The organism is Cobetia amphilecti, from assembly GCF_020217465.1.
Lineage (GTDB): Bacteria > Pseudomonadota > Gammaproteobacteria > Pseudomonadales > Halomonadaceae > Cobetia > Cobetia amphilecti.
The window spans coordinates 450688-469988 of sequence record NZ_CP084115.1; the positions used below are offsets into that span (position 1 = coordinate 450688).

General features: G+C 59.5%; 15 protein-coding genes. 8 read left to right on the top strand and 7 right to left on the bottom strand.

The window, feature by feature from the left end; all coding sequences use genetic code 11:
• The first annotated feature begins 388 nt into the window (after positions 1-388).
• The 3 genes from LCW13_RS02045 to glrR all read left to right on the top strand — a co-directional run bounded on the left by LCW13_RS02045 (position 389) and on the right by glrR (position 4004).
• Positions 389-1945 (top strand): sensor histidine kinase, encoded by a 1557-nt coding sequence (locus LCW13_RS02045; protein WP_054555310.1) that lies wholly within the window; start codon positions 389-391, stop codon positions 1943-1945.
• 4 nt (positions 1946-1949) lie between these two features.
• On the top strand, positions 1950-2516 hold the full coding sequence (locus LCW13_RS02050; protein ID WP_052384557.1) for a hypothetical protein: 567 nt from the start codon (positions 1950-1952) through the stop codon (positions 2514-2516).
• 120 nt (positions 2517-2636) lie between these two features.
• Positions 2637-4004, top strand: a complete 1368-nt coding sequence (glrR, locus tag LCW13_RS02055) for a two-component system response regulator GlrR (RefSeq protein ID WP_043333716.1) — start codon at positions 2637-2639, stop codon at positions 4002-4004.
• Positions 4005-4204: 200 nt separating this feature from the next.
• Here glrR and xseA read toward each other — a convergent pair whose 3' ends face one another.
• A complete protein-coding gene (gene xseA, locus LCW13_RS02060) occupies positions 4205-5572 on the bottom strand; it encodes an exodeoxyribonuclease VII large subunit (protein WP_043333717.1) in 1368 nt (455 codons plus the stop codon).
• 426 nt (positions 5573-5998) lie between these two features.
• Between xseA and guaB the strand changes: the two genes are divergently transcribed.
• Both guaB and guaA read left to right on the top strand, forming a co-directional pair.
• Positions 5999-7468, top strand: a complete 1470-nt coding sequence (guaB, locus tag LCW13_RS02065; RefSeq protein ID WP_043333718.1) for an IMP dehydrogenase — start codon at positions 5999-6001, stop codon at positions 7466-7468.
• Positions 7469-7633: 165 nt separating this feature from the next.
• Complete coding sequence (gene guaA / locus LCW13_RS02070) at positions 7634-9208, top strand: glutamine-hydrolyzing GMP synthase (RefSeq protein WP_043333719.1); 1575 nt, start codon at positions 7634-7636, stop codon at positions 9206-9208.
• Between the two features lie 173 nt (positions 9209-9381).
• Here the strand turns inward: guaA and LCW13_RS02075 are convergent, their stop codons facing one another.
• The 3 genes from LCW13_RS02075 to LCW13_RS02085 all read right to left on the bottom strand — a co-directional run bounded on the left by LCW13_RS02075 (position 9382) and on the right by LCW13_RS02085 (position 12237).
• Positions 9382-10014, bottom strand: a complete 633-nt coding sequence (locus LCW13_RS02075) for a hypothetical protein (protein ID WP_043333720.1) — start codon at positions 10012-10014, stop codon at positions 9382-9384.
• The gene (locus tag LCW13_RS02080; protein ID WP_197738698.1) at positions 10011-11204 is read right to left on the bottom strand and encodes a DUF3500 domain-containing protein; all 1194 of its coding nucleotides are present in this window, start codon (positions 11202-11204) and stop codon (positions 10011-10013) included. Before LCW13_RS02080 ends, LCW13_RS02075 begins: the two co-directional genes overlap by 4 nt.
• A 142-nt stretch (positions 11205-11346) precedes the next feature.
• Entirely contained in the window at positions 11347-12237 is an 891-nt protein-coding gene (locus tag LCW13_RS02085; RefSeq protein ID WP_043333721.1) for a pseudouridine synthase, read from the bottom strand.
• A gap of 514 nt (positions 12238-12751) precedes the next feature.
• Here LCW13_RS02085 and LCW13_RS02090 point away from each other — a divergent pair.
• Complete coding sequence (locus LCW13_RS02090; protein WP_084589407.1) at positions 12752-13996, top strand: AAA family ATPase; 1245 nt, start codon at positions 12752-12754, stop codon at positions 13994-13996.
• 4 nt (positions 13997-14000) lie between these two features.
• The gene (locus tag LCW13_RS02095) at positions 14001-14672 is read left to right on the top strand and encodes an HNH endonuclease family protein (RefSeq protein ID WP_084589408.1); all 672 of its coding nucleotides are present in this window, start codon (positions 14001-14003) and stop codon (positions 14670-14672) included.
• Positions 14673-14794: 122 nt separating this feature from the next.
• On the opposite strand, the gene LCW13_RS02100 is transcribed toward LCW13_RS02095, so the two are convergent.
• Positions 14795-15109 carry a hypothetical protein gene (locus LCW13_RS02100; protein ID WP_043333722.1) on the bottom strand — a complete coding sequence of 105 codons (315 nt, stop codon included), beginning with the start codon at positions 15107-15109 and terminating at the stop codon, positions 14795-14797.
• A 203-nt stretch (positions 15110-15312) separates the two neighbouring features.
• Complete coding sequence (locus tag LCW13_RS02105; protein ID WP_153635088.1) at positions 15313-15816, bottom strand: hypothetical protein; 504 nt, start codon at positions 15814-15816, stop codon at positions 15313-15315.
• 426 nt (positions 15817-16242) lie between these two features.
• On the opposite strand from LCW13_RS02105, the gene LCW13_RS02110 reads away from it, so the two are divergent.
• Positions 16243-16677, top strand: coding sequence for a hypothetical protein (locus tag LCW13_RS02110; RefSeq protein WP_043333725.1), 435 nt, complete (start codon positions 16243-16245; stop codon positions 16675-16677).
• A 342-nt stretch (positions 16678-17019) separates the two neighbouring features.
• Here LCW13_RS02110 and LCW13_RS02115 read toward each other — a convergent pair whose 3' ends face one another.
• Positions 17020-18615: a hypothetical protein gene (locus LCW13_RS02115; RefSeq protein ID WP_197738699.1), complete on the bottom strand. Its 1596-nt coding sequence runs from the start codon at positions 18613-18615 to the stop codon at positions 17020-17022.
• Between the last annotated feature and the right edge of the window lie 686 nt (positions 18616-19301).

The following is a 19301-nucleotide window of genomic DNA, read 5'->3' on the forward strand; positions in this document are numbered from 1 at the left end:
CGTGAACGTCAACTGACCTGGAACGACCACCAGGTGACGTTCTTTTCTCCCGGGACTGACAGGCAGACCACCTGTCAGGCCCGCCAATCACGTAGTGCCTCTGGTCTCCAGGTACCAGAGGCACCACGTGATGACTGACCCTTCAGTTCCCTGCGTACTTGGGGCCGGCTATGCCGGCCCTCTTTTTTTGTGCGTCTAGCGCTGAATGGGCAACAATTTCATGCGAAACGTTGCCAATGGGGCGGTTTGTCTCGTGGCGGCGTATTGATTTGAATAAGAGTCGTATTTATTAACGAACTGGCAACCGCGATGGACGCTGGTGAACTCTGGTATTCTAGGAAGACGTGATTCGATGATGACCACCCCTTTCTTGCATAGAGTTCTTTCCATGGCCTCCACAGTGTCACGACGCTGGCGTCCCCGCTCGCTGCCGCAGCTGGTTCTGATGGCATTTCTGGTGGTGATGCTGCCGATTGCCGTGCTCATGTTTCAAGCAGGGCAGGCGCTGTCGGAGTTGTCGGAACTGGCGGATGTCAGTGCCCGCCAGGCTGTCGACCAGACCCGCCGCGCCCGCACGCTGACCAATCTCGCCGTCGAGATGGAGCGTAGCGCCCGCCAGTACGCCGTGCTGGAAAACCCTGATCTGATGAAGATCTACGCCGACAAGGCCAACAGCTTCCGCACCTTGCTGGATGAGCAGGCGCGGCTGTTGGGCGAGGGCGACCCTCGCGTCAGCGAGTTGAAGGCGACGCTGTCACAGCTCGAGCGCATGCCCGAGATGAGCGTCGACCAGGTCAGTCGCCATCTGGAAGACTTCGGGCCCTTCTCGATCCAGGCCAGCGGCCTGCTCAACTCCACGCGTGAACTTGTCGATGCGCGTATCGAAGGCATCCGCGCCCGCGCCTCTCAGGTCAAGAATCAGCTGTGGTGGCAGACCGCCGCGCTGGTCTCCATCAGTCTGCTGTTGATGCTGTTCTTCACCTGGCTGATCATCCGTCCCATCCGGCAGCTGGAGCGCCGCATCAATGGCCTGGGTAGCGGCACCGACAGCGAGCGACCCATCGTCATCAAGGGGCCGGCGGAGCTGGTGCAGCTGGGCGAGCGTCTCAACTGGCTGTCGACGCGTCTGGATGAGCTCGAGGAGCAGAAGCAGCAGTTCCTGCGTCACATGTCGCATGAGCTCAAGACCCCGCTGGCCAGCATCCGTGAAGGCACCGGCCTGCTGATCGACGAGGTCGCCGGGCCGCTGAGTCCGCACCAGACCGAGATTCTTGGTCTGCTGGATGACTCCAGCAAGGAATTGCAGAAGCTGATCGAGCAACTCCTCGACTACAATCTGCTGCAGCACAATCAGGGCCTCGAACAGAGCCGCTTCGATGTGCATGAAGTGTTCAAGGAAGTGCTGGCGAAACATCGCCTGGCACTGGAAAAGAAGGGCATGCGCGTGCATCTTCCGCCTGCCAGCCTCAGTTGGGAGGCGGACAGGCCGCGTACCGGGCGTATTCTCGACAACCTGATCTCCAATGCCATCGCCTATGGCGAAGACAGCGGTGACCTGTGGTTGAGAGCCCGCAAGGAGCGTCGCAAGCTGATCATCGAAGTCGCCAACAGCGGTGAACCCATCGCCGCCCAGGACCGTGACCACCTGTTCAAGCCCTTCTATCAGGGCGCGGTGAAGCGCAAGGGCCCGCTCAAGGGCTCCGGCATCGGTCTCTCGGTCGCCGCTGACAGCGCCCGCGCCCAATTTGGTCAATTGGCGCTGGTGGATGACCCCAAGGCGGATGTCTGCTTCCGGCTGACATTGCCGACACCGAGTCGCTCGCTGACGTCAGGGGAAGGCAGCGAGCATGAACCGCAGGCAGACAGGGATGCCGCCGGAGCGGATCAGCAGTCCACACCACATGAAATGGCGTCATTGAACGCCATCAAGCACGCAAGGAACTGAAGTGATGAAGGGTCAACGACTACTGATGCGCCTGGCTGCAGGCGTGTTGCTCAGTACGCTTAGCGCCTGTGGCGCCCTGACCAATATCACCATGCCGGGCAGCGAGCCGGAAGTGGTCAGCCCGAGTGTGCGGGAGAGCTGCTATGGCGCCGGCGACCTGCCGGACTTCACCGGCGAGGACTGCCTGCTGGATGAATGGGTCGCCTTCGCGCTGCAGGCCCAGCGTGGCAACAGCGGCTGGCGTGAAAGCACCCTGTTGCAGCTGGAAGGCAACCGCCACGACCGTCGTCTCGCGCGTGCCATCGTGCTCAGCTGGGGCGATGAATCGGACTGGGAGCTGGCCTCCGACCTCTACAAGGCGGACCTGCCCACCGCCCCGAGCCGCCTGCAGCCGCTGCTTCGTCAGTGGCTCAATGGCCTCGAGGAGCGTCGCGGTCTGATCGCCGAGCGTGACAAGAATGACGGTGCCCGTCGCAAGCTCAGCGCCGAGAACGCCCAGCTGACCAAGAAGCTGGAAGCCTTGACGGCCATCGAAGAATCGATCAATTCGCGCCGCCAGAGCACGCCCTGAATCCTCAGCGGCAGACTCTGGCCACGACCCTGTCACTCAATCCCCGCGATTGCATGACGCAAGACTGTGCGGCCCCGACGTCGATGTCCCAGGCCCTCGGGTGTCGCAAGGAGAGTTAGTGTGAAATACGCACAAGCGCATATTCTGCTCGTCGATGATGATGCGAGCCTGCTCAAGCTGCTCGGCATGCGTCTCGAAAGCCGTGGCTTCAAGGTCACGACGGCCAGCAGTGGCCGCGAGGCGCTCAGCCGTCTCGAAGCCGCACGTCCAGACCTGGTCCTGTCCGACCTGCGCATGGATGAAATGGATGGCATGGCCCTGTTCGGTGAGCTGCAGAAGCGTCAGCCGGGCATGCCCGTCATCCTGCTGACCGCACACGGCTCCATCCCTGATGCCGTCAGTGCCACCCGTCAGGGCGTGTTCAGCTTCCTGACCAAGCCGGTCGACAAGGACGAGCTGTTCGCCGCCATCGATGAGGCGCTGGCCCAGGCGCCGCCCGTAAAGGAGGGTGACGATGCCTGGCGCGCTGGCATCATCACTCGCTCCCCGCAGATGGAGCAGATTCTCGAGCAGGCGCGCATGGTGGCGGCATCCGATGTCAGCGTGCTGGTCACCGGCCCGTCCGGTTCGGGCAAGGAGCTGATGGCCAAGGCCATCCACAACGCCAGCCCGCGCGCCTCGCGTCCCTTCGTCGCCATCAACTGTGGCGCGCTGCCGGAGCAGCTGCTGGAAAGCGAACTGTTCGGTCACGCCAAGGGCTCGTTCACCGGCGCGGTCAGCGCCCACCAGGGCCTGTTCCAGGCGGCGGACGGCGGCACCCTGTTCCTCGACGAGATCGGCGACATGCCGCTGTCGCTGCAGGTCAAGCTGCTGCGGGCACTGCAGGAACGTCAGATTCGCCCGCTGGGCTCCACCACCTCGGTGCCCATCGATGTGCGCATCATCTCCGCCACGCACCGCAATCTCGACAAGGCGATGCACGACGGCGACTTCCGCGAAGACCTCTACTACCGCCTCAACGTGGTCAATCTGAAGCTGCCCGCCCTGCGCGAGCGTGCCGAGGATGTGCCGCTGCTGGCCAAGTATCTGATCAGCCAGGCCGCCGCGCGCCACAAGCCGTTCGTGAAGGGCTTCTCGCCGGAAGCGCTCAACCTGCTGGCCTCCAGTGCCTGGCCGGGCAACGTGCGTCAGCTGGTCAACGTGGTCGAGCAGTGTGTCGCCCTGACCAGCTCCTCGATGATTCCGGAAGCATTGGTCTCCCAAGCGCTGGCCGCGGAAGAGAACGCCTTGCCGTCCTTCTCCGAGGCGCGTGCCGGTTTCGAGCGCAGCTATCTGATCAAGGTGCTGAAGATCACCGAAGGCAACGTGACCCAGGCGGCGCGTATCGCCGGACGTAACCGCACCGACTTCTACAAGCTGCTGGGACGACATGATCTGGAGCCGGGCGTGTTCAAGCCGGGCGCCGAGCAGGGACCGCCTGACTTCTAGGTTTATCGCGTCCGAAGCCACGCGAAAGGCGTAAGGTCAAAAGCGGCCCACAGCTTCTTGCAAGCCCACGCGCGTAAAGCGTGAGTGCAAAAGCGGCTTGGTGTATCGGACGTGAAGCGCTCATGAAAAAGCCCCGTTACCTGTTCAGGTAGCGGGGCTTTTTGCGTCTTGTTCTCGTCATGCCGAGGCAAGGCAGGGGATCAGGGGCGCGGCTTGTAGCGGCGTTTGACCTCGACGGCGAGGCGGCCTTCGCCGAGGCGGATCGAGAGCATCTCGCCGGGCTGGGTCTGGTGGGCGGCGCGAATCACCTTGCTGTCGCCGGGTGCCGGCGTCTGGCTGCCGACACGCTCGACGATGGCGTAGCCACGGTTGAGCACATTGAGCGGGCTGACTGCATTCAGCGCGCGCATCGCGCCTTCCAGGCGCTCACGATCAGCGGCCAGGCGACGTGGCAGGGCGTTGTTGAGGCGCGGGGTCAGCATCGCCAGTTGCTGACGATGGCGCTGGATATCGCGCGCGGGGCTGGCCTGCTGCAGGCGGCGGGTCAGCTGATCGGCCTTCTGCTGCTCACTGGTCATGCGCATGCGCACTGCGGTGTGCAGGCGGCGTTCCAGCTCGCGGGCACGCTGGCGCTGGGTTTCCAGCTCACGCGCCGGATGACGCAGGCGCGAGCGGGCATGATCCAGCCGCTGCGCCGCCTGATCGAGGCGGGCACGCTGCGCGCGCCACAGGCGCTGCTTGAGGGCGGTCAGTTGCTGCACCTGGGCGCGTTGGTCCGGGTACAGCGCCTCGGCAGCAGCAGAGGGCGTCGGCGCGCGCAGGTCGGCGGCCAGCTCCGCCAGGGTGGTGTCGGTCTCGTGGCCGATGGCGGCCACCACCGGCAGGCGCGAGTGGAAGATGGCGCGCGCCAGATGCTGATCATTGAAGGCCCACAGGTCTTCCAGGCTGCCGCCGCCACGCGTGATCAGCAGCGCATCACAGTCGCTGTCGCGATTGGCCATCGCCACCGCGCGAATCAGCTGCGGCACCGCCTGCGGCCCCTGCACGGCGACCGGCAACACGCTCAGATGCGCCTGCGGCCAGCGCTTGCGCGTCACCGCGATCACGTCCTGCAGCGCCGCGCCGGTGGCGGAGGTGATCACGCCCAGATGGCGCGGCGGATGGGGCAGGGCGCGCTGATTGGCGAACACGCCCTCGGCCGCCAGTTGCTCCCTCAGGCGTGCCAGTCGCGCCAGCCACTCCCCCAGCCCCGCCTGCTGCAACGCCTCGACGATCAGCTGATAGTCGCCACGCGCCTCGAACAGCGACACCTTGGCGCGCACCCGCACCCGATCGCCATCCCTGGGTTTCTCGCGCAGAAACTGGGCGCGGCTCTTGAACAGCGCACAGCGCACCTGGGCGTTGTCATCCTTGAGCGTGAAGTAGCAGTGGCCGGAGCGCGGCTGCGAAAAGCCCGAGATCTCCCCCTCGATCCAGAGCTCCCCCAGGCCTCGCTCCAGCAGGCCCTTGGCCTCGCGGTTGAGCTGGGTCACGCTGATGGCGTTGGCGGCAGACGAGGTTTCGAACACGCGACATTCCTTGTGCTGGAGCTGACGGGGAGCTTGAGTGAGGGCGACTATTGAAGTTGTGAAGCACTGAAGCTTGTGAAGTGAACAAGACAATGATGCCACAGGCGAGAAGCGAGAGACGATCCAAAGCGATCCTCGGGATGCGCTGGCCGGCACCCAGCAAGGCTCGGCTCTGGCAAGGTGACTCACCGCCCGCCAGCCCGCAGGCCGCGCCATCCGTGGCTTTAGTTGACCAGATGGTTAGTGTCGTCGGGACGTGAAGTTGCGAGTTTGATAGCCTGCGACGTTTGTCTCGGGCGGGGCGAATGGGTTATCATGGGTGATTACCTCGCAGCAACCGCTAGAACCGTAGTCATGGCGCCTGTCCATCGGGCCCTGCACTGCGGCTTTCGCGCATCCCTCATAAACTGCTACTGGGCGTTCGACATGCTACGTATAGCGCAAGAAGCTCTGACGTTTGATGACGTTCTTCTCGTCCCCGGCTACTCCGAGGTCCTCCCCAAGGACGTCAGCCTGAGATCACGTCTCACACGCGACATCAGCGTCAATATCCCGCTTATCTCCTCTGCGATGGATACCGTCACCGAAGCTCGCCTGGCCATCGCCATGGCGCAGGAAGGTGGTGTCGGCATCATCCACAAGAGCATGAGCATCGCCCAGCAGGCCGCGGAAGTCCGCAAGGTCAAGAAGCACGAAAGCGTCATCGTGCGTGACCCGGTCACTGTCAGCCCGAAGGCCAAGATCCAGGATCTGCTGGCAATGTCCGAGGAGCATGGCTACTCCGGCTTCCCGGTGGTCGAGGGCGAATACCTGGTCGGCATCGTGACCGGTCGCGACATGCGCTTCCAGCCTGACTTCAGCGATACCGTCGCCGGCATCATGACCGGCCGCGAGAAGCTGGTCACCGTGCTGGAAGGCACGCCGCTGGACCAGATCAAGGCCAAGCTGCAGGAAAGCCGTATCGAGAAGATGCCGATCGTCGATGAAGAGTTCCGCCTGCGCGGCCTCGTCACCGTTCGCGACATCGAGAAGGTCAAGACCTACCCGAACGCGGCAAAAGACAGCAACGGCAGCCTGCTGGTCGGCGCCGCCGTCGGCACAGGCCCGGAAACCCCCGACCGCGTCGCTGCACTGGCCGAAGCCGGCGTTGACGTCATCGTCGTCGACACCGCTCACGGTCACTCCAAGGGCGTGATCGACCGCGTCGCCTGGGTCAAGGAGCACCACCCGAAGATTCAGGTCATCGGTGGCAACATCGCGACCGCTGAAGCCGCCATCGCCCTGGCAGAAGCCGGCGCAGACGGCGTCAAGGTCGGTATCGGCCCGGGTTCCATCTGCACCACGCGTATCGTCGCCGGTGTCGGTGTGCCGCAGATGAGCGCCGTCGCCAACGTCGCGGCCGCCATGGCCAAGTACGACGTGCCGGTCATCGCCGATGGCGGTATCCGCTTCTCCGGTGACATCGCCAAGGCCATCGCCGCAGGCGCCAGCATCGTCATGATCGGCGGCCTGCTCGCCGGGACAGAAGAAGCGCCGGGCGAAGTCGAGCTGTTCCAGGGTCGTACCTACAAGGCGTATCGCGGCATGGGTTCCATGGGCGCCATGTCCCAGACCCAGGGTTCCAGCGACCGTTACTTCCAGGACAAGAATGCCGGCGTCGAGAAGCTGGTACCGGAAGGCATCGAAGGCCGCGTGCCCTACAAGGGCATGATGAGCGCCATCGTGCACCAGCTGATGGGCGGCCTGCGTGCCTCCATGGGCTACACCGGTAGCCAGACCATCGAAGAGATGCGCACCGTGCCGCAATTCGTGCAGATCACCGGTGCCGGCTTCGCCGAATCCCACGTCCACGACGTGCAGATCACCAAGGAAGCGCCCAACTATCGGCGCGACTGATACATAGCGAAGCGCGACGCAAAGCGGGAGCCCAACACGGGTTCCCGCTTTGCTTGGGTCGAACGAACTTTCGGTATCGGCTACCCTCGACGCCAGATTGTTTCGGCCCTGCGCTCCCTCGCAGCTCCGAAGCGGGTCTCACGACTCCCCAATGAGAGACTGAAGATGCAAGACATCCATTCCCACAAGATCCTGATCCTCGATTTCGGTTCCCAGTACACACAGCTGATCGCGCGTCGCGTGCGTGAGCTGGGCGTGTTCTCCGAGGTGCGTGCCTTCGACATCACCGAAGAAGAGATCCGCGAGTACAACCCCAACGGCATCATCCTGGCCGGTGGCCCGGAATCCGTCACCGAGCTGGACTCGCCGCGTGCGCCTGAGTGCGTGTTCGAGATGGGTCTGCCGGTGTTCGGCATCTGTTACGGCATGCAGACCATGGCCGAGCAGCTCGGCGGCAAGGTCGAAGGCTCCAACATGCGCGAATTCGGCTATGCCCAGATTCGTGTCGACGGTGAGTCCGCGCTGTTCAAGGACATCAAGGACCACCTGGACGACGAAGGCCGCCCGCTGCTCGACGTCTGGATGAGCCACGGTGACAAGGTCGCGCAAGTCCCGGAGACCTTCACCGTCACCGCCTCCACCCCGAGCTGCCCGATCGCCGCCATGGCGTGGGAAGAGAAGCAGTTCTACGGCGTGCAGTTCCACCCGGAAGTCACCCACACCCTGCAGGGCCAGCGCATCCTCGAGCACTTCGTGATCGAGATCTGCCAGTCCGAGCGTCTGTGGACTCCGGCCAAGATCATCGAAGACCTCACGGATCGCGTTCGCGCTCAGGTCGGTGACCGCAAGGTGCTGCTCGGCCTGTCCGGCGGCGTCGACTCCTCCGTGGTCGCGGCGCTGCTGCACAAGGCCATCGGCGACCAGCTGACCTGCGTCTTCGTCGACAACGGCCTGCTGCGCAAGAAGGAAGGCGACCAGGTCATGGAAACCTTCTCTCGCCACATGGGCGTGAAGGTCATCCGTGTTGACGCCGAAGACCTCTTCCTCGGCAAGCTGGCTGGCGTCAGCGACCCGGAAGCCAAGCGCAAGGCCATCGGCAACACCTTCATCGAAGTGTTCGATGCCGAAGCCGCCAAGCTCAAGGATGTCGACTTCCTCGCTCAGGGCACCATCTACCCGGACGTGATCGAATCCGCTGCCAGCAAGACCGGCAAGTCTCACGTCATCAAGTCCCACCACAATGTCGGCGGCCTGCCGGACGACATGAAGATGGAACTGGTCGAGCCGCTGCGCGAGCTGTTCAAGGACGAAGTCCGCAAGGTCGGCCTCGAACTCGGCCTGCCCTACGACATGGTCTACCGTCACCCCTTCCCGGGGCCGGGTCTGGGCGTGCGTATCCTCGGTGAAGTGAAGAAGGAATACGCAGATATCCTGCGTGAAGCCGACGCCATCTTCATCGAAGAGCTGCACAACTTCGACTGGTACCACAAGACCAGCCAGGCGTTTGCCGTCTTCCTGCCGGTCAAGTCCGTCGGCGTCGTCGGCGATGGCCGTCGTTACGAGTGGGTCATCGCCATTCGTGCCGTCGAGACCGTCGACTTCATGACTGCCCGCTGGGCGCACCTGCCGTATGAGCTGCTGGAGAAGGTCTCCAACCGCATCATCAACGAGCTGGAGCACGTCTCGCGCGTCACCTATGACGTCAGCAGCAAGCCGCCGGCCACCATCGAGTGGGAATGATCGCCTGACGATCCCCCCTCGCTGAGCTGACGCAGCGTTCTGTCTTGACGGTCTCTTGAGCTGATCGAGACGAGAACGCAGCAAGCAAAAAGCCCTTCTGGCCATTGGCTGGAAGGGCTTTTTTGTGGGCGCGATTCAGGAAACGCTTACCGCCTTGTTTACTCCAGCTCGGCTCACTCCTGCTTGGCTGGCGCCTGCCTGGCCTTGCGTAGATCGAGCCGGACGCCGTGGGCGGAGTGGAAGAAGCCGAAGTCGGCCAACAGGCGGGTGTCGCCTGCGGGAGTTTGCCATTCGACTTCGGCGCGGTGATTGCGGACTTCGTGCATCACGGCGTCGTACTTCAGCAGCAGTGAGTCCAGATCGGCTTGCTCGGTCTTCACATTCCATTGAGTGACGACCAGCAGGTAGTCGCCGAGTTGTGGCTGATAGGTGGAGGTGAGATGCGCCTCGGTGAGCGTCAGCGGTAGCGCGTCGCCATCCTTGGAGAGTGCCAGATGCTGATTGAGATAGTCGCTGAGTTGATCTGTCAGCGTCTGCGCCAAGGGAGCATCGGGCTTGGCGTCACCCAGCGCTGCCAGTTGTGGCGCTGCGATCAGCAGGTCTTCACGCGGGAACTGGAGAGTGAGCTTGAGCGTGTGCTGCGGCTGCTGCTGGAAGATGAGCGTGCTGCCGGGCAGGGCATGGGCGTGAGCCGACTGGATGATGCCCATGCCGCTGACACCCATGCCGCTGATTCCCGTGGCAATACCGCCGATCATCACCGCGAGCGTGAGCAGCGCCGCGCGCCACGGCGAGCTGCGGGTCATTCGCTCTGGCCGCCGTAGTCGTCGGTGCGGTCACGCCATACCGAGTGCGGATGGTTGCCGACCTTGTCGGTGGACTTGTTGGACTGCAACGAGAATTCGATCCACAGCGACGGGCCGTGTATGCGCACATAATCGTTTTCGGCGCTGACCTGCGGCGTGCCGGAGAAGCCGAGATAGGTCTCGGGAAGCTCGGAGGTGTACTTCTCCATGTAGGCCGCGGCTTCGGGGGCGGAGATGTCGTCCACATAGGTTTCGATGGCCGTCAGCAGCAGCGCTCGCTGGTCATCATCCAACTCGGAGACCGGCAGGCCTTCATAGCTTTCGGGGATGGCATCGTCGGCCTGGGGGCCAGCGAGGATATCGCGGTAGGTGCCTGCCAGCGTGGCCTCGGCCTTCTGGTCATCGGAGAGCGAGCTCAACAGGGTGGCGAAGGCATCGCGCTCCTGGGTCAGCGGCTCGTTCACCCGGCCGTTCATCTCGAAATAGGGGAAGGGTTCTACACCACGGAAGGAGGGCGTGGCACCGGCCAGCTTGCCGTCGGTATAGGTGTTGGCGAAGGCCATGTGGTGGCCACCGTAGTACAGCTCCCAGGTGCCGGTCTCGCCGGGCGTGCCGAGGAAGGCGAACTTGGTGTTGTAGGAGGAGTAACCGGCCTTGTAGTCGGTGCTGACGGTGTTGATGTAGTCATCGGCGTTGAGCGTCTGGAGCATCTCGTCGAAGCCTTCATCGGGCGCGTGGCCGGTGGCTTCCAGCATGATGGCTTTGACGAGGCCGCGCTGCTTGATGTTCAGCTCGCCCAGCAGCACGCCGGGGCGTTTCGGGAAGGCGCCAGCGGGCAGATTGCTCCAGTTCTCGGCCTCAGCGAGGGAGTAGTCATGCTGGAGGTTCTGCAGGATGTCGTCGTCGGAGATATCCGCCTTGAGCAGATCAATCAGGCACAGCATGCGCGCATAACCGGGTGTGTCGCCGCACTCGGCGGCGCTCTCGGGGATGGGCACGCTCTGCATCTGGGTGCTGGTGTCGCCCATGCGCGCGCGCAGCGCCTCGCTCAGCGCCTGGTCTTCCGCTGACATCGGCGGCGGGCCATCGTGATCGGGCGGCGGCCCATCGTGCCCTTGCTGTGCGAGGACGGGGAAGGACAGGAGCGCGGCCAGCGCGGCTCCTCCGGTCACTGCGAGACGTCGGGACATCGATGGGCCTATTTTCCGGGGACAGGAGGAAAACCTTAGCCCGCCTGACGTCGAGCAGGAAGCCTTCGCCAGATGATTTCTTTGTGCACATGCGGTGGGCTGTGCGTCGGCTGGCGACGACAGCCACGGGCCATGTCACGGCTCACGCCAGTGTCAGGTCACCGTCGTATTCGAAGCACCTTTCCTCGCCGGTGACGGGGTCAATGAACTCGAATCCCTTGGAGAGCAGCTGCAGGGGGCGCGCGTAGTCATCCGGCGAGAGCGGTTGCAGCACGGGGTAGTAGCGGTCATTCAGAATCGGCCAGCCCAGCGTCTGCATGTGCACGCGTAGCTGGTGGGTTCTGCCGGTGACAGGATGCAGCTCGAACAATGCCTGGCGGTCTGTCTGCTGCACGCAGCGAATCACCGAGTGGCTGTTGGCCGCGCCGTCGGTGACATGAATGCGGAAGCGTTGCTCGCTCTGCTCGAGACGATTCTTCACCTCCCACTGCTGGCCCACCAGGGACTCATCGCTGTGGGTCTCCGCGATGGCCTGATAGGTCTTGTGGATATTCCGCGACTTGAACAGCTGATGATAGAGGGGGCGCGTGTCGGGATTGACGGAGCACAGCACCAGCCCCGCCGTGACCCTATCCAGGCGATGCACCGCCTGCAGCGCCTCTATCCCGGTGCGCTTGCGCAGTCGCTGCTGCAGGCACTCATTCACGTACAGGCCGCCGGGTGTCACCGGCAGAAAATGCGGCTTGTAGGCCACCAGAATGTGCTCATCCTGATAGAGAATCCGCTCCGCGAAGGGGATGCTCGGCTCGCTTGCCACCTCGCGGTAATAGAACACGCGTAGATGTGGCTGGTAGGGCGACTCTGGCGTAATCCGCGAGCCATCATCGCGATGCACCTTGCCCTCGGCCATGCGCTCGCGCCAGCGTGACTCGGCAATCGCCGGAAACTTGAGCAGCAGATACTCCAGCACCGTCGTCACACCGGGATTGACCTGAGGCAGGCTCAGCTTGGAAGGACGCGCGGAAATGGACATGGAAGGCCTGAGGTTGAGGGGGGGGGGGCGGCTTGAGGGAGCCATTGTACAGGGTGAGGTGGGGAGCGAGTGTCAGTAGAGGATAGGTTATCTGTGTCGCCGATATATGATCGGGTCTTATGACACTGATCAACGTCCAGTCAGTATTTGCGACACGAAATAGGAATCCGGCTGTATATCGTTGTCATCAAGAGCTACCATCGCGCATTTACCTACATGATAATTTTAGGCTATTGTCAAGAGAGCTCTGCGTTTGTCTCTGCAGTGGACGCCGACTTTGTCGTAGAGCCTTGAGCAGCGACGTTAAGTATTATCTGTGAAATTAGAAGGTTGATTGTGAGTCAAGGGGGAATGAGAGAAGTTGTGTAATATCGTAATTTATTAAGTGCTCATAATATTCGTAATCCAGTTGCTTTGTTGTAGGAGCATATTATCTTTATATGAGATCAAAAAATAGCGCCTAGCTAACCTCCTAATTCAATTTTCGCCGATTAATGCTAATAAGGGTTGTCTGATGACAAAATATATTGAAGAAATAGACCTGGTTATCCCTAGTACTGGTAAAGAGGTAAGAATTGATCTTAAGGGAAGGAATTTAATCATAACTGGCTCTAATGGGTGTGGCAAGACACAACTGTTAAGCTGTATTTATAAGGAGTTATGGTCTTCTGTTATTGAGCGTGACAATAAAAATGTTAATGATGTTGAGCGTGATATCAGGAACACGGAATATTATATTGGCACTTTGAATGTTTCGTCTCAAAACTATAAGATTACAAAGGAAAACCTAAATAATCTTCGGCTTGCACTTGCTAAAGCACAACGACCGCCTGTTGTTATTAATGGGTTAGATGATTTTGTGTTAAAGGTCGAAAAATCTACAGCAATATTATCTAATTTTGGGGCCATGAGGAAGTCAGAAATTGTCAAACCAACATCTATTGTTAGTTTTGATAAGTTGCGCGAACAAGACAGAAGAACATCTATGGACAGGGAGCTTAAGTCTAGCTCTTCTCTTTTTGAACAGTTTTTAGTATCTAATATGGCTCTCCAAGCTTTCTCGGAATCTCCTAATATAAATAATGATGCGGGAGAGGCCAAACGAATTAACAAATGGTTTGTTAAGCTAGAGGAAGATTTGAAAAACCTATTCGAGGATAATTCTCTAAATATAAAATTTAAATCAGACACACTTTCTTTCGAAATAAATCAGTCAGGAAAAAAACCTTATACATTACAATCTTTATCATCTGGCTTTTCTTCTATAATGGCTATATATGCGGAGTTAATCACAAAGGTTTCACTTTACTCAGTAGATCCTAGTGAGTTAACAGGAGTAGTGCTCATAGATGAAATCGATGCGCATTTACATGTTTCTTTACAAAAGAAGATACTTTCATTCCTAACAATATCTTTCCCAAAAGTTCAGTTTATTGTTACTACTCATTCACCATTTGTAGTTTCATCAGTCGAAGATGCTGTGATCTATGATCTATCATCTAATAAGCAAATAGATGATTTGTCTATGTACTCTTATGAATCTATTTTGGAAGGACTTTTTGATGTGCTACCAGTATCTAACAATATGCAAGAAAAGATCAGCTACTTAAACAAGCTCACAAGTAGCAGTTTTATAGATATCGCTAAGATAAAAGATATATTAAGTAGACTCCCTAAAGACGACGATCTAGATCCAGAGACGTTGTATTACGTTAATTTAGCAAAGGTTGCTATTCGTAAAAGCAAGAAAGAGGTTTAGAGCCATGTTTAATACAATAAGAACACGAGAAGCGCCCTCGTCTCTATCACGTCGTCAAAAATACAATTCTAAAGATGTATTGGATGAGCTTTGTAAAGTGTTTTTCAAGAAGTGCTATATTTGTGAGACTAAAGAACCTTTAGATATTAATGTAGAGCATTTTTCATCTCATAATGGAGATTTGAATAAAAAGTTCGATTGGGAGAATCTATACTTATCATGTGCACGGTGCAATAACATAAAACTTCAGGGGTATAATAATCTGCTAGACTGCTGCGATACAAATACCGATGTTTTGAGAGCAATAAAGCACAAGCCACCTACTACCCCTTATGCAAAAAGATTGGAAATAGAACCACAGCTTGTAGATGAAAGTACTTTGGCGACGGCTGAGTTGTTAAATAAAGTTTATAATAGTGACCATACCGATACTAAAATGGTTACTGCTGTAGCTTTGCGTAAGGAGGTTTTTAAGCAGTTTAATATATTTCTTGAGTTACAATGTGAGTATTTTGACGAAACGAGTCTTGAAGTTGAGAAAGAAAATGCTATAGAAAGAATGAAGCTTTTAATAATGCCTTCCTCTAAATATAGTGCATTCATAAGCTGGTGTATAATTGAAGATACAGTGCTTTATCCTATTCTGGAGCCATATATTGGATTAAGTGAGGAGTAAGGGTTATTAGATGTTAGGTCAAGGTAAAGCCCTCCCGGCATCGCCGGGAGGGCTTTTACATGCGTCTTGCGGACTACGTTCACCGATGGGTTGATCTGCGGGGTTCTACTCAGATCAGACCATTACATCGGGTGTTGCTCTTCTTCGTAGAGCTCGGCCTTGGCGTCGCGTAGGACATCTTCGCAGGCGCTGTGGTTGGCCAGTTGCAGCATCAGGTTCTGGCTGAGGGCGAAGCCCTTGCCCAGGCAGGTGTCGACCTCTTCGCGGGTGAGCGCCGGGGTGACATTGCAGTCAATCTTCATCGTACGACTACCGCCATCAAAGCGGTCGGCTAGGGCGCGCAAGCGCCAGGCAAGCCGTGTTTTCCAGCGGGCGGTGGGGTCGGGGCCTTCCGTCACGTCGAGCGTGCAACGCCATTCAGGTTTGTAGACCTTCATGTGAACCTCCTCGGCTGGTCGTTTTCAATGATCGATCGTGATGTTCTGCTCCGCGTGCTGTGCTTGATGTCGTGCCTTGTTGCTCGTACCAGAAATGCGTTCCAGTCGTGCATATGACAGTCGTGCTCGAGGCTCGCGCGTCATCTTGATCGACGACAGGCCGAGCCTCTCTCTCACCATACGAGTTTTGGCGCCGAGATACATCAGTCTGAGTGTAAACGTTGCTTATCCTGATGTATCTGCAACAGCTGCTCCAGCGCCAGATGCAGCCAGTCGAAAGTATCAAGTGGCCTCACGACCCGCGCTGGCTCGCCACTTTGTGCAGCGGTGGCGGGGCTGTCAGGCGGAGTGTGCTCACCCAGCAGCTCCGCCAGGCTCTCGATCTGGATGCCTTCGCGTAATGCGAATGTCTCAAGCTCGCCACTGGCCAGCCAGATCTCCTGAATCACCGTCGGCACCGCACTCATGGCACAGGCGTAGTCGAGAATCTCGCCGCGCTCGCGTTCTGCTGCAATGCGCGCGGCATGCGCCAGCAGTTGGGCGCTCAAGGCCGGAAAGCGCGCCTTGGCAATGCGTGGCGGCAGGTGAGAGTCGCCAGGCCCGGGCGCTCGCCAGCGGCGCAGCGCAGGAAGGGGCTGGGTGGAAGAGCCCGGCATTGAAGCGTCTGACGACGGACAAGCAGACGGGGGATCAGTCTTGGAGGCCATGTGGATAAACTCCAGCGCGAAGGGCGAACCGGCAGGCCGGTCGAGGGCGAGGGCTAGGGTCCAGGGTCAGGGCGAGGCAGCAAAGGCCATAGCCGCTGATGAATCAGACAGCGAGGCTGCAAAGACGCTAGCCGCTGATGAATCAGACAGCGAGAAGGGCAGAGTGTTGGATGGCGGGCGAGTCAGCGTCTCTTGTGCGGCAGTCACTGCTGCTGTATTGCCCAACAATGGCAGCTCGGGGTCGCTTAAGCGGCCTATGCAGCAGGCGTTTGCGCCAAGGAGTCACGCGGCGGGCTAGGCTGCCAAGTGATTAATTTTGCGAGAAAAATCATCAATCAATGCAACCAGGCGGCCACTTCGTGCGTACACAGCAGCACGTGCCCGCTGCGTTGCAGCGCTGGCCCATTCCCCCTGGAGAGAATTGACATGACGAAGTACGCCGATCGAATCCGCATTTCCCTGCTGCTGCTGCGCCTCGGGGTCTTCCTCGTTATCACGATGTGGACACTGGACAAGTTCTTCAATCCTGGCCACGCCGCCGCCATCTTCGAGAAGTTCTATGCCATCGGTGGCATGGGCGAGGGCATCGTCATCGCGATTGCCGTCATCGAGATGGTGTTGTTGCTGCTGTTCGTCACCGGCGTGAAGAAGACCCTCACCTACGGTCTGGTGCTGTTGCTGCACGCCGGGTCTACCTTCTCTGCCTTCAAGCAGTATCTGGACCCGTTCGATCACCTGCTGTTCTTCGCTGCCTGGCCGATGCTGGCCGCCTGTGTCGCGCTGTTCATGCTGCGCGAGATCGATACCTGCTTCACCCTCGGTGGCAAGCAGGCGCGTCTTGAGGAAGAAGCGGCACGCTAAGTGACCGTGGTCGAGCTGGCTGCAAGGTTCGGCCACTGCCCTTGCTGAGATGACACACAATAGCGCCGCTCGGGACATGCCCGGGCGGCGCTTTTGTGTGGGGAGGTATCGCCATCGTGCGTCTTCGTGTGGCCTTGCTTGCTTGCGCCGGGGAGAGTAGGGGCTCCAGCGTCGTTATGTGTTTTTTCTTGTTATGTTTATCCAAAAGGCAATCATTTGTCTTGTGTGCAGATAGTAAAGCCCATGATTGTTTCTACTGTGCTCCATAACCGGCATTACGTAATCATCTGATGGCAAGGCCCACAGGCAGCACTGTGCTTGCTCAGGTCACGTCATGCCTTGCTACGCCATGCGGGATTTCTGATGCAGGCCCAGTGAGTCACTCAGCACCTTGAGGGCGCTGGAGAAGTCCTCGGCTTCGCTCGCCTGTGCGAGGCTGTCCGCGCTGGCTTTCTCACTGACGACACTGTTTGCGCTGCTCTTGTCGCTGGGCATTCCACTGCCGCTGACGCTTGCCATGCCGCGATCGCTGGCGATCACCTGACCGACGGAGTGAGCAGTATCGCTGCCGAGTGCGTCGTCACTGGCGTTGCGCGCGATGATGGCGTGGAGGGCCGGCAGGCTGGCGTGATTGTGGAACTGCCAGACGCCGTAGATGCGGCCATCAAAGGAGGCTTCACTGCCCAGCGTCGGGTCGACGGCGAGACCGGCGCCCAGCCCGAACATGTAGAGGCCCGCAAGACGCTGGCCGTGGATGTCGCAGGGGTTGCCGTTGGCATCGGAATCCAGCCCGCCATTCACTTCACGCAGCGTGATGGGCTGATGATGGGCGTCGCTGATGGTGGGCAGAATCGGCTGATAGCCGTTGCACTGCACCACGATGGGCGCGTCGGCGAGTACTTCGCTGGCCAGTTCCAGGCGTTGGGCACTGCCGGGACCGGTCTGCACCAGCTGGATGTCCATCGCGCACTCTTCGATGCGGCCGGTGGCCAGTATTTCCTGACCGATGGCCAGTGCCCGGTAGCGCAGCCCGCCGGAGCGGTTGATGCGACCGCTGATCGGGCATACATCGCGCTCGGCATCGTAGTGATAGCCTGCGGCGCGCGCTTCTTCGGCATTCTCGAAGAACAGCCGAATCGGCGAGCGATGCAGCAGGGTAATCTCCTTGACGCGGGTATTGCGCAGCGCGTCGGCCAGCACGTCGAGCATCGAGAAGGCGCTGTGCGAGCCACCCACCACACAGACGCGACCACCACGGCGCAGACGCGGCAACAGCAGGCTGCGCAGCTGTCCCGGCGGCATGCGCAACAGCTCATCGCCGCTGTAGATGCGTGCGCGCCGCGACGGCGTCAGTCCCTGACGATTGAGGCTCTGGGTCAATCGCTCCGGGCACTGCTGGCCGCCCAGATTGAGCACCAGGTTCTCGGTGCGCAGCCGCGACGTGCGCTGGGCCACTTCCGGTTCATGCGAGAGGGTCAGAATGCTGGTGCCGTCGAGGTACTGCAGCGTGTCCAGGCTGGTGCCGCACCACATCTCGACGCCCGGCAGGGCGGTGATGTGCGCCAATACCAGCGCACTGGCGGCTTCCAGCAGCTCGCCGATCTCATCGAGTCGCGGGGAGGAGTAGGGATCGGCGCGGATTCGCTCCAGGCAGGGTTCGCCTTCGAGCGGGGCCAGCACGTCGGCGAGTGCCGGGTCGCGCAGGCAGTCGAGGAACACATCGCCGACCGAGTTGGCGGTGATGCGATATTCACCCAGCCGACCAGCGCCAAGCTTGCCGCTGGCGTGGGTACCGCCGGCATCGAGAATCAACAGTCCGTGGCGGGCCAGTGTCGTGATCTGGCCTGTCTTGAGGGCATTGAACAGAAATCCCATGCCTGCCGGGCCGACACCGGCCACGATACATCCGTAGCCCGTGATTCTTAAGAGGTCCTTCATGTCGTCTTGCTCCCTGGGTCGTAGTGACATCTTGTGGCTGTTTGGGTAGAGAGGTGTGATCCCCTCTTACAGCTGGCGGCTTGAAGACTGCGCCGCTCTATTGCTGCTCCCCTGTTGTCGGGGCAGCGGTGACCGTGGTGTTTCGGGTGGCAAAGATCGCCTGTCCGTGCGATATCATTTGCTCTTTGATGTGCTATTACAGCAACTTGCATGCGCGTTATGCCGTGCATTGCGGCAATGAAGCTGCCGGATTCACGTCAATGCTGTTTCCATGGTGTTGCCGGTTCTGAGTGCCGGTTCTGAGTGCCGGCGACCTGTGCCTTGCGCCGGGCTTGATGACCGGTTTCATGACCAGCGTGATGACCGGCTTCACACGAGCTGTCAGTACGCTTGCAACGATCCAATTCGGGAGACCACCCCGAGATCGAAAACGCCTGTGCGACACAGACAGCATTTCGCTATCTGCAAGTCATTGATATTCATGATATCGGTTCAGATGGATCCTTTGGACGCGCAGCGGCACCGCTGCGGTAGCCGAGCAATAGCCGAGCGGTATCCAGCAGCACATCACTGATGAGAGGTGGCATTCCTCATACCCGGCATGGGGGTGGGCCCATCTCGGTATGCGCCAATCCTGGTGTGTCATTGGCACTGATAGTCTGAGGCAGATAACAAGAACGTCTTGA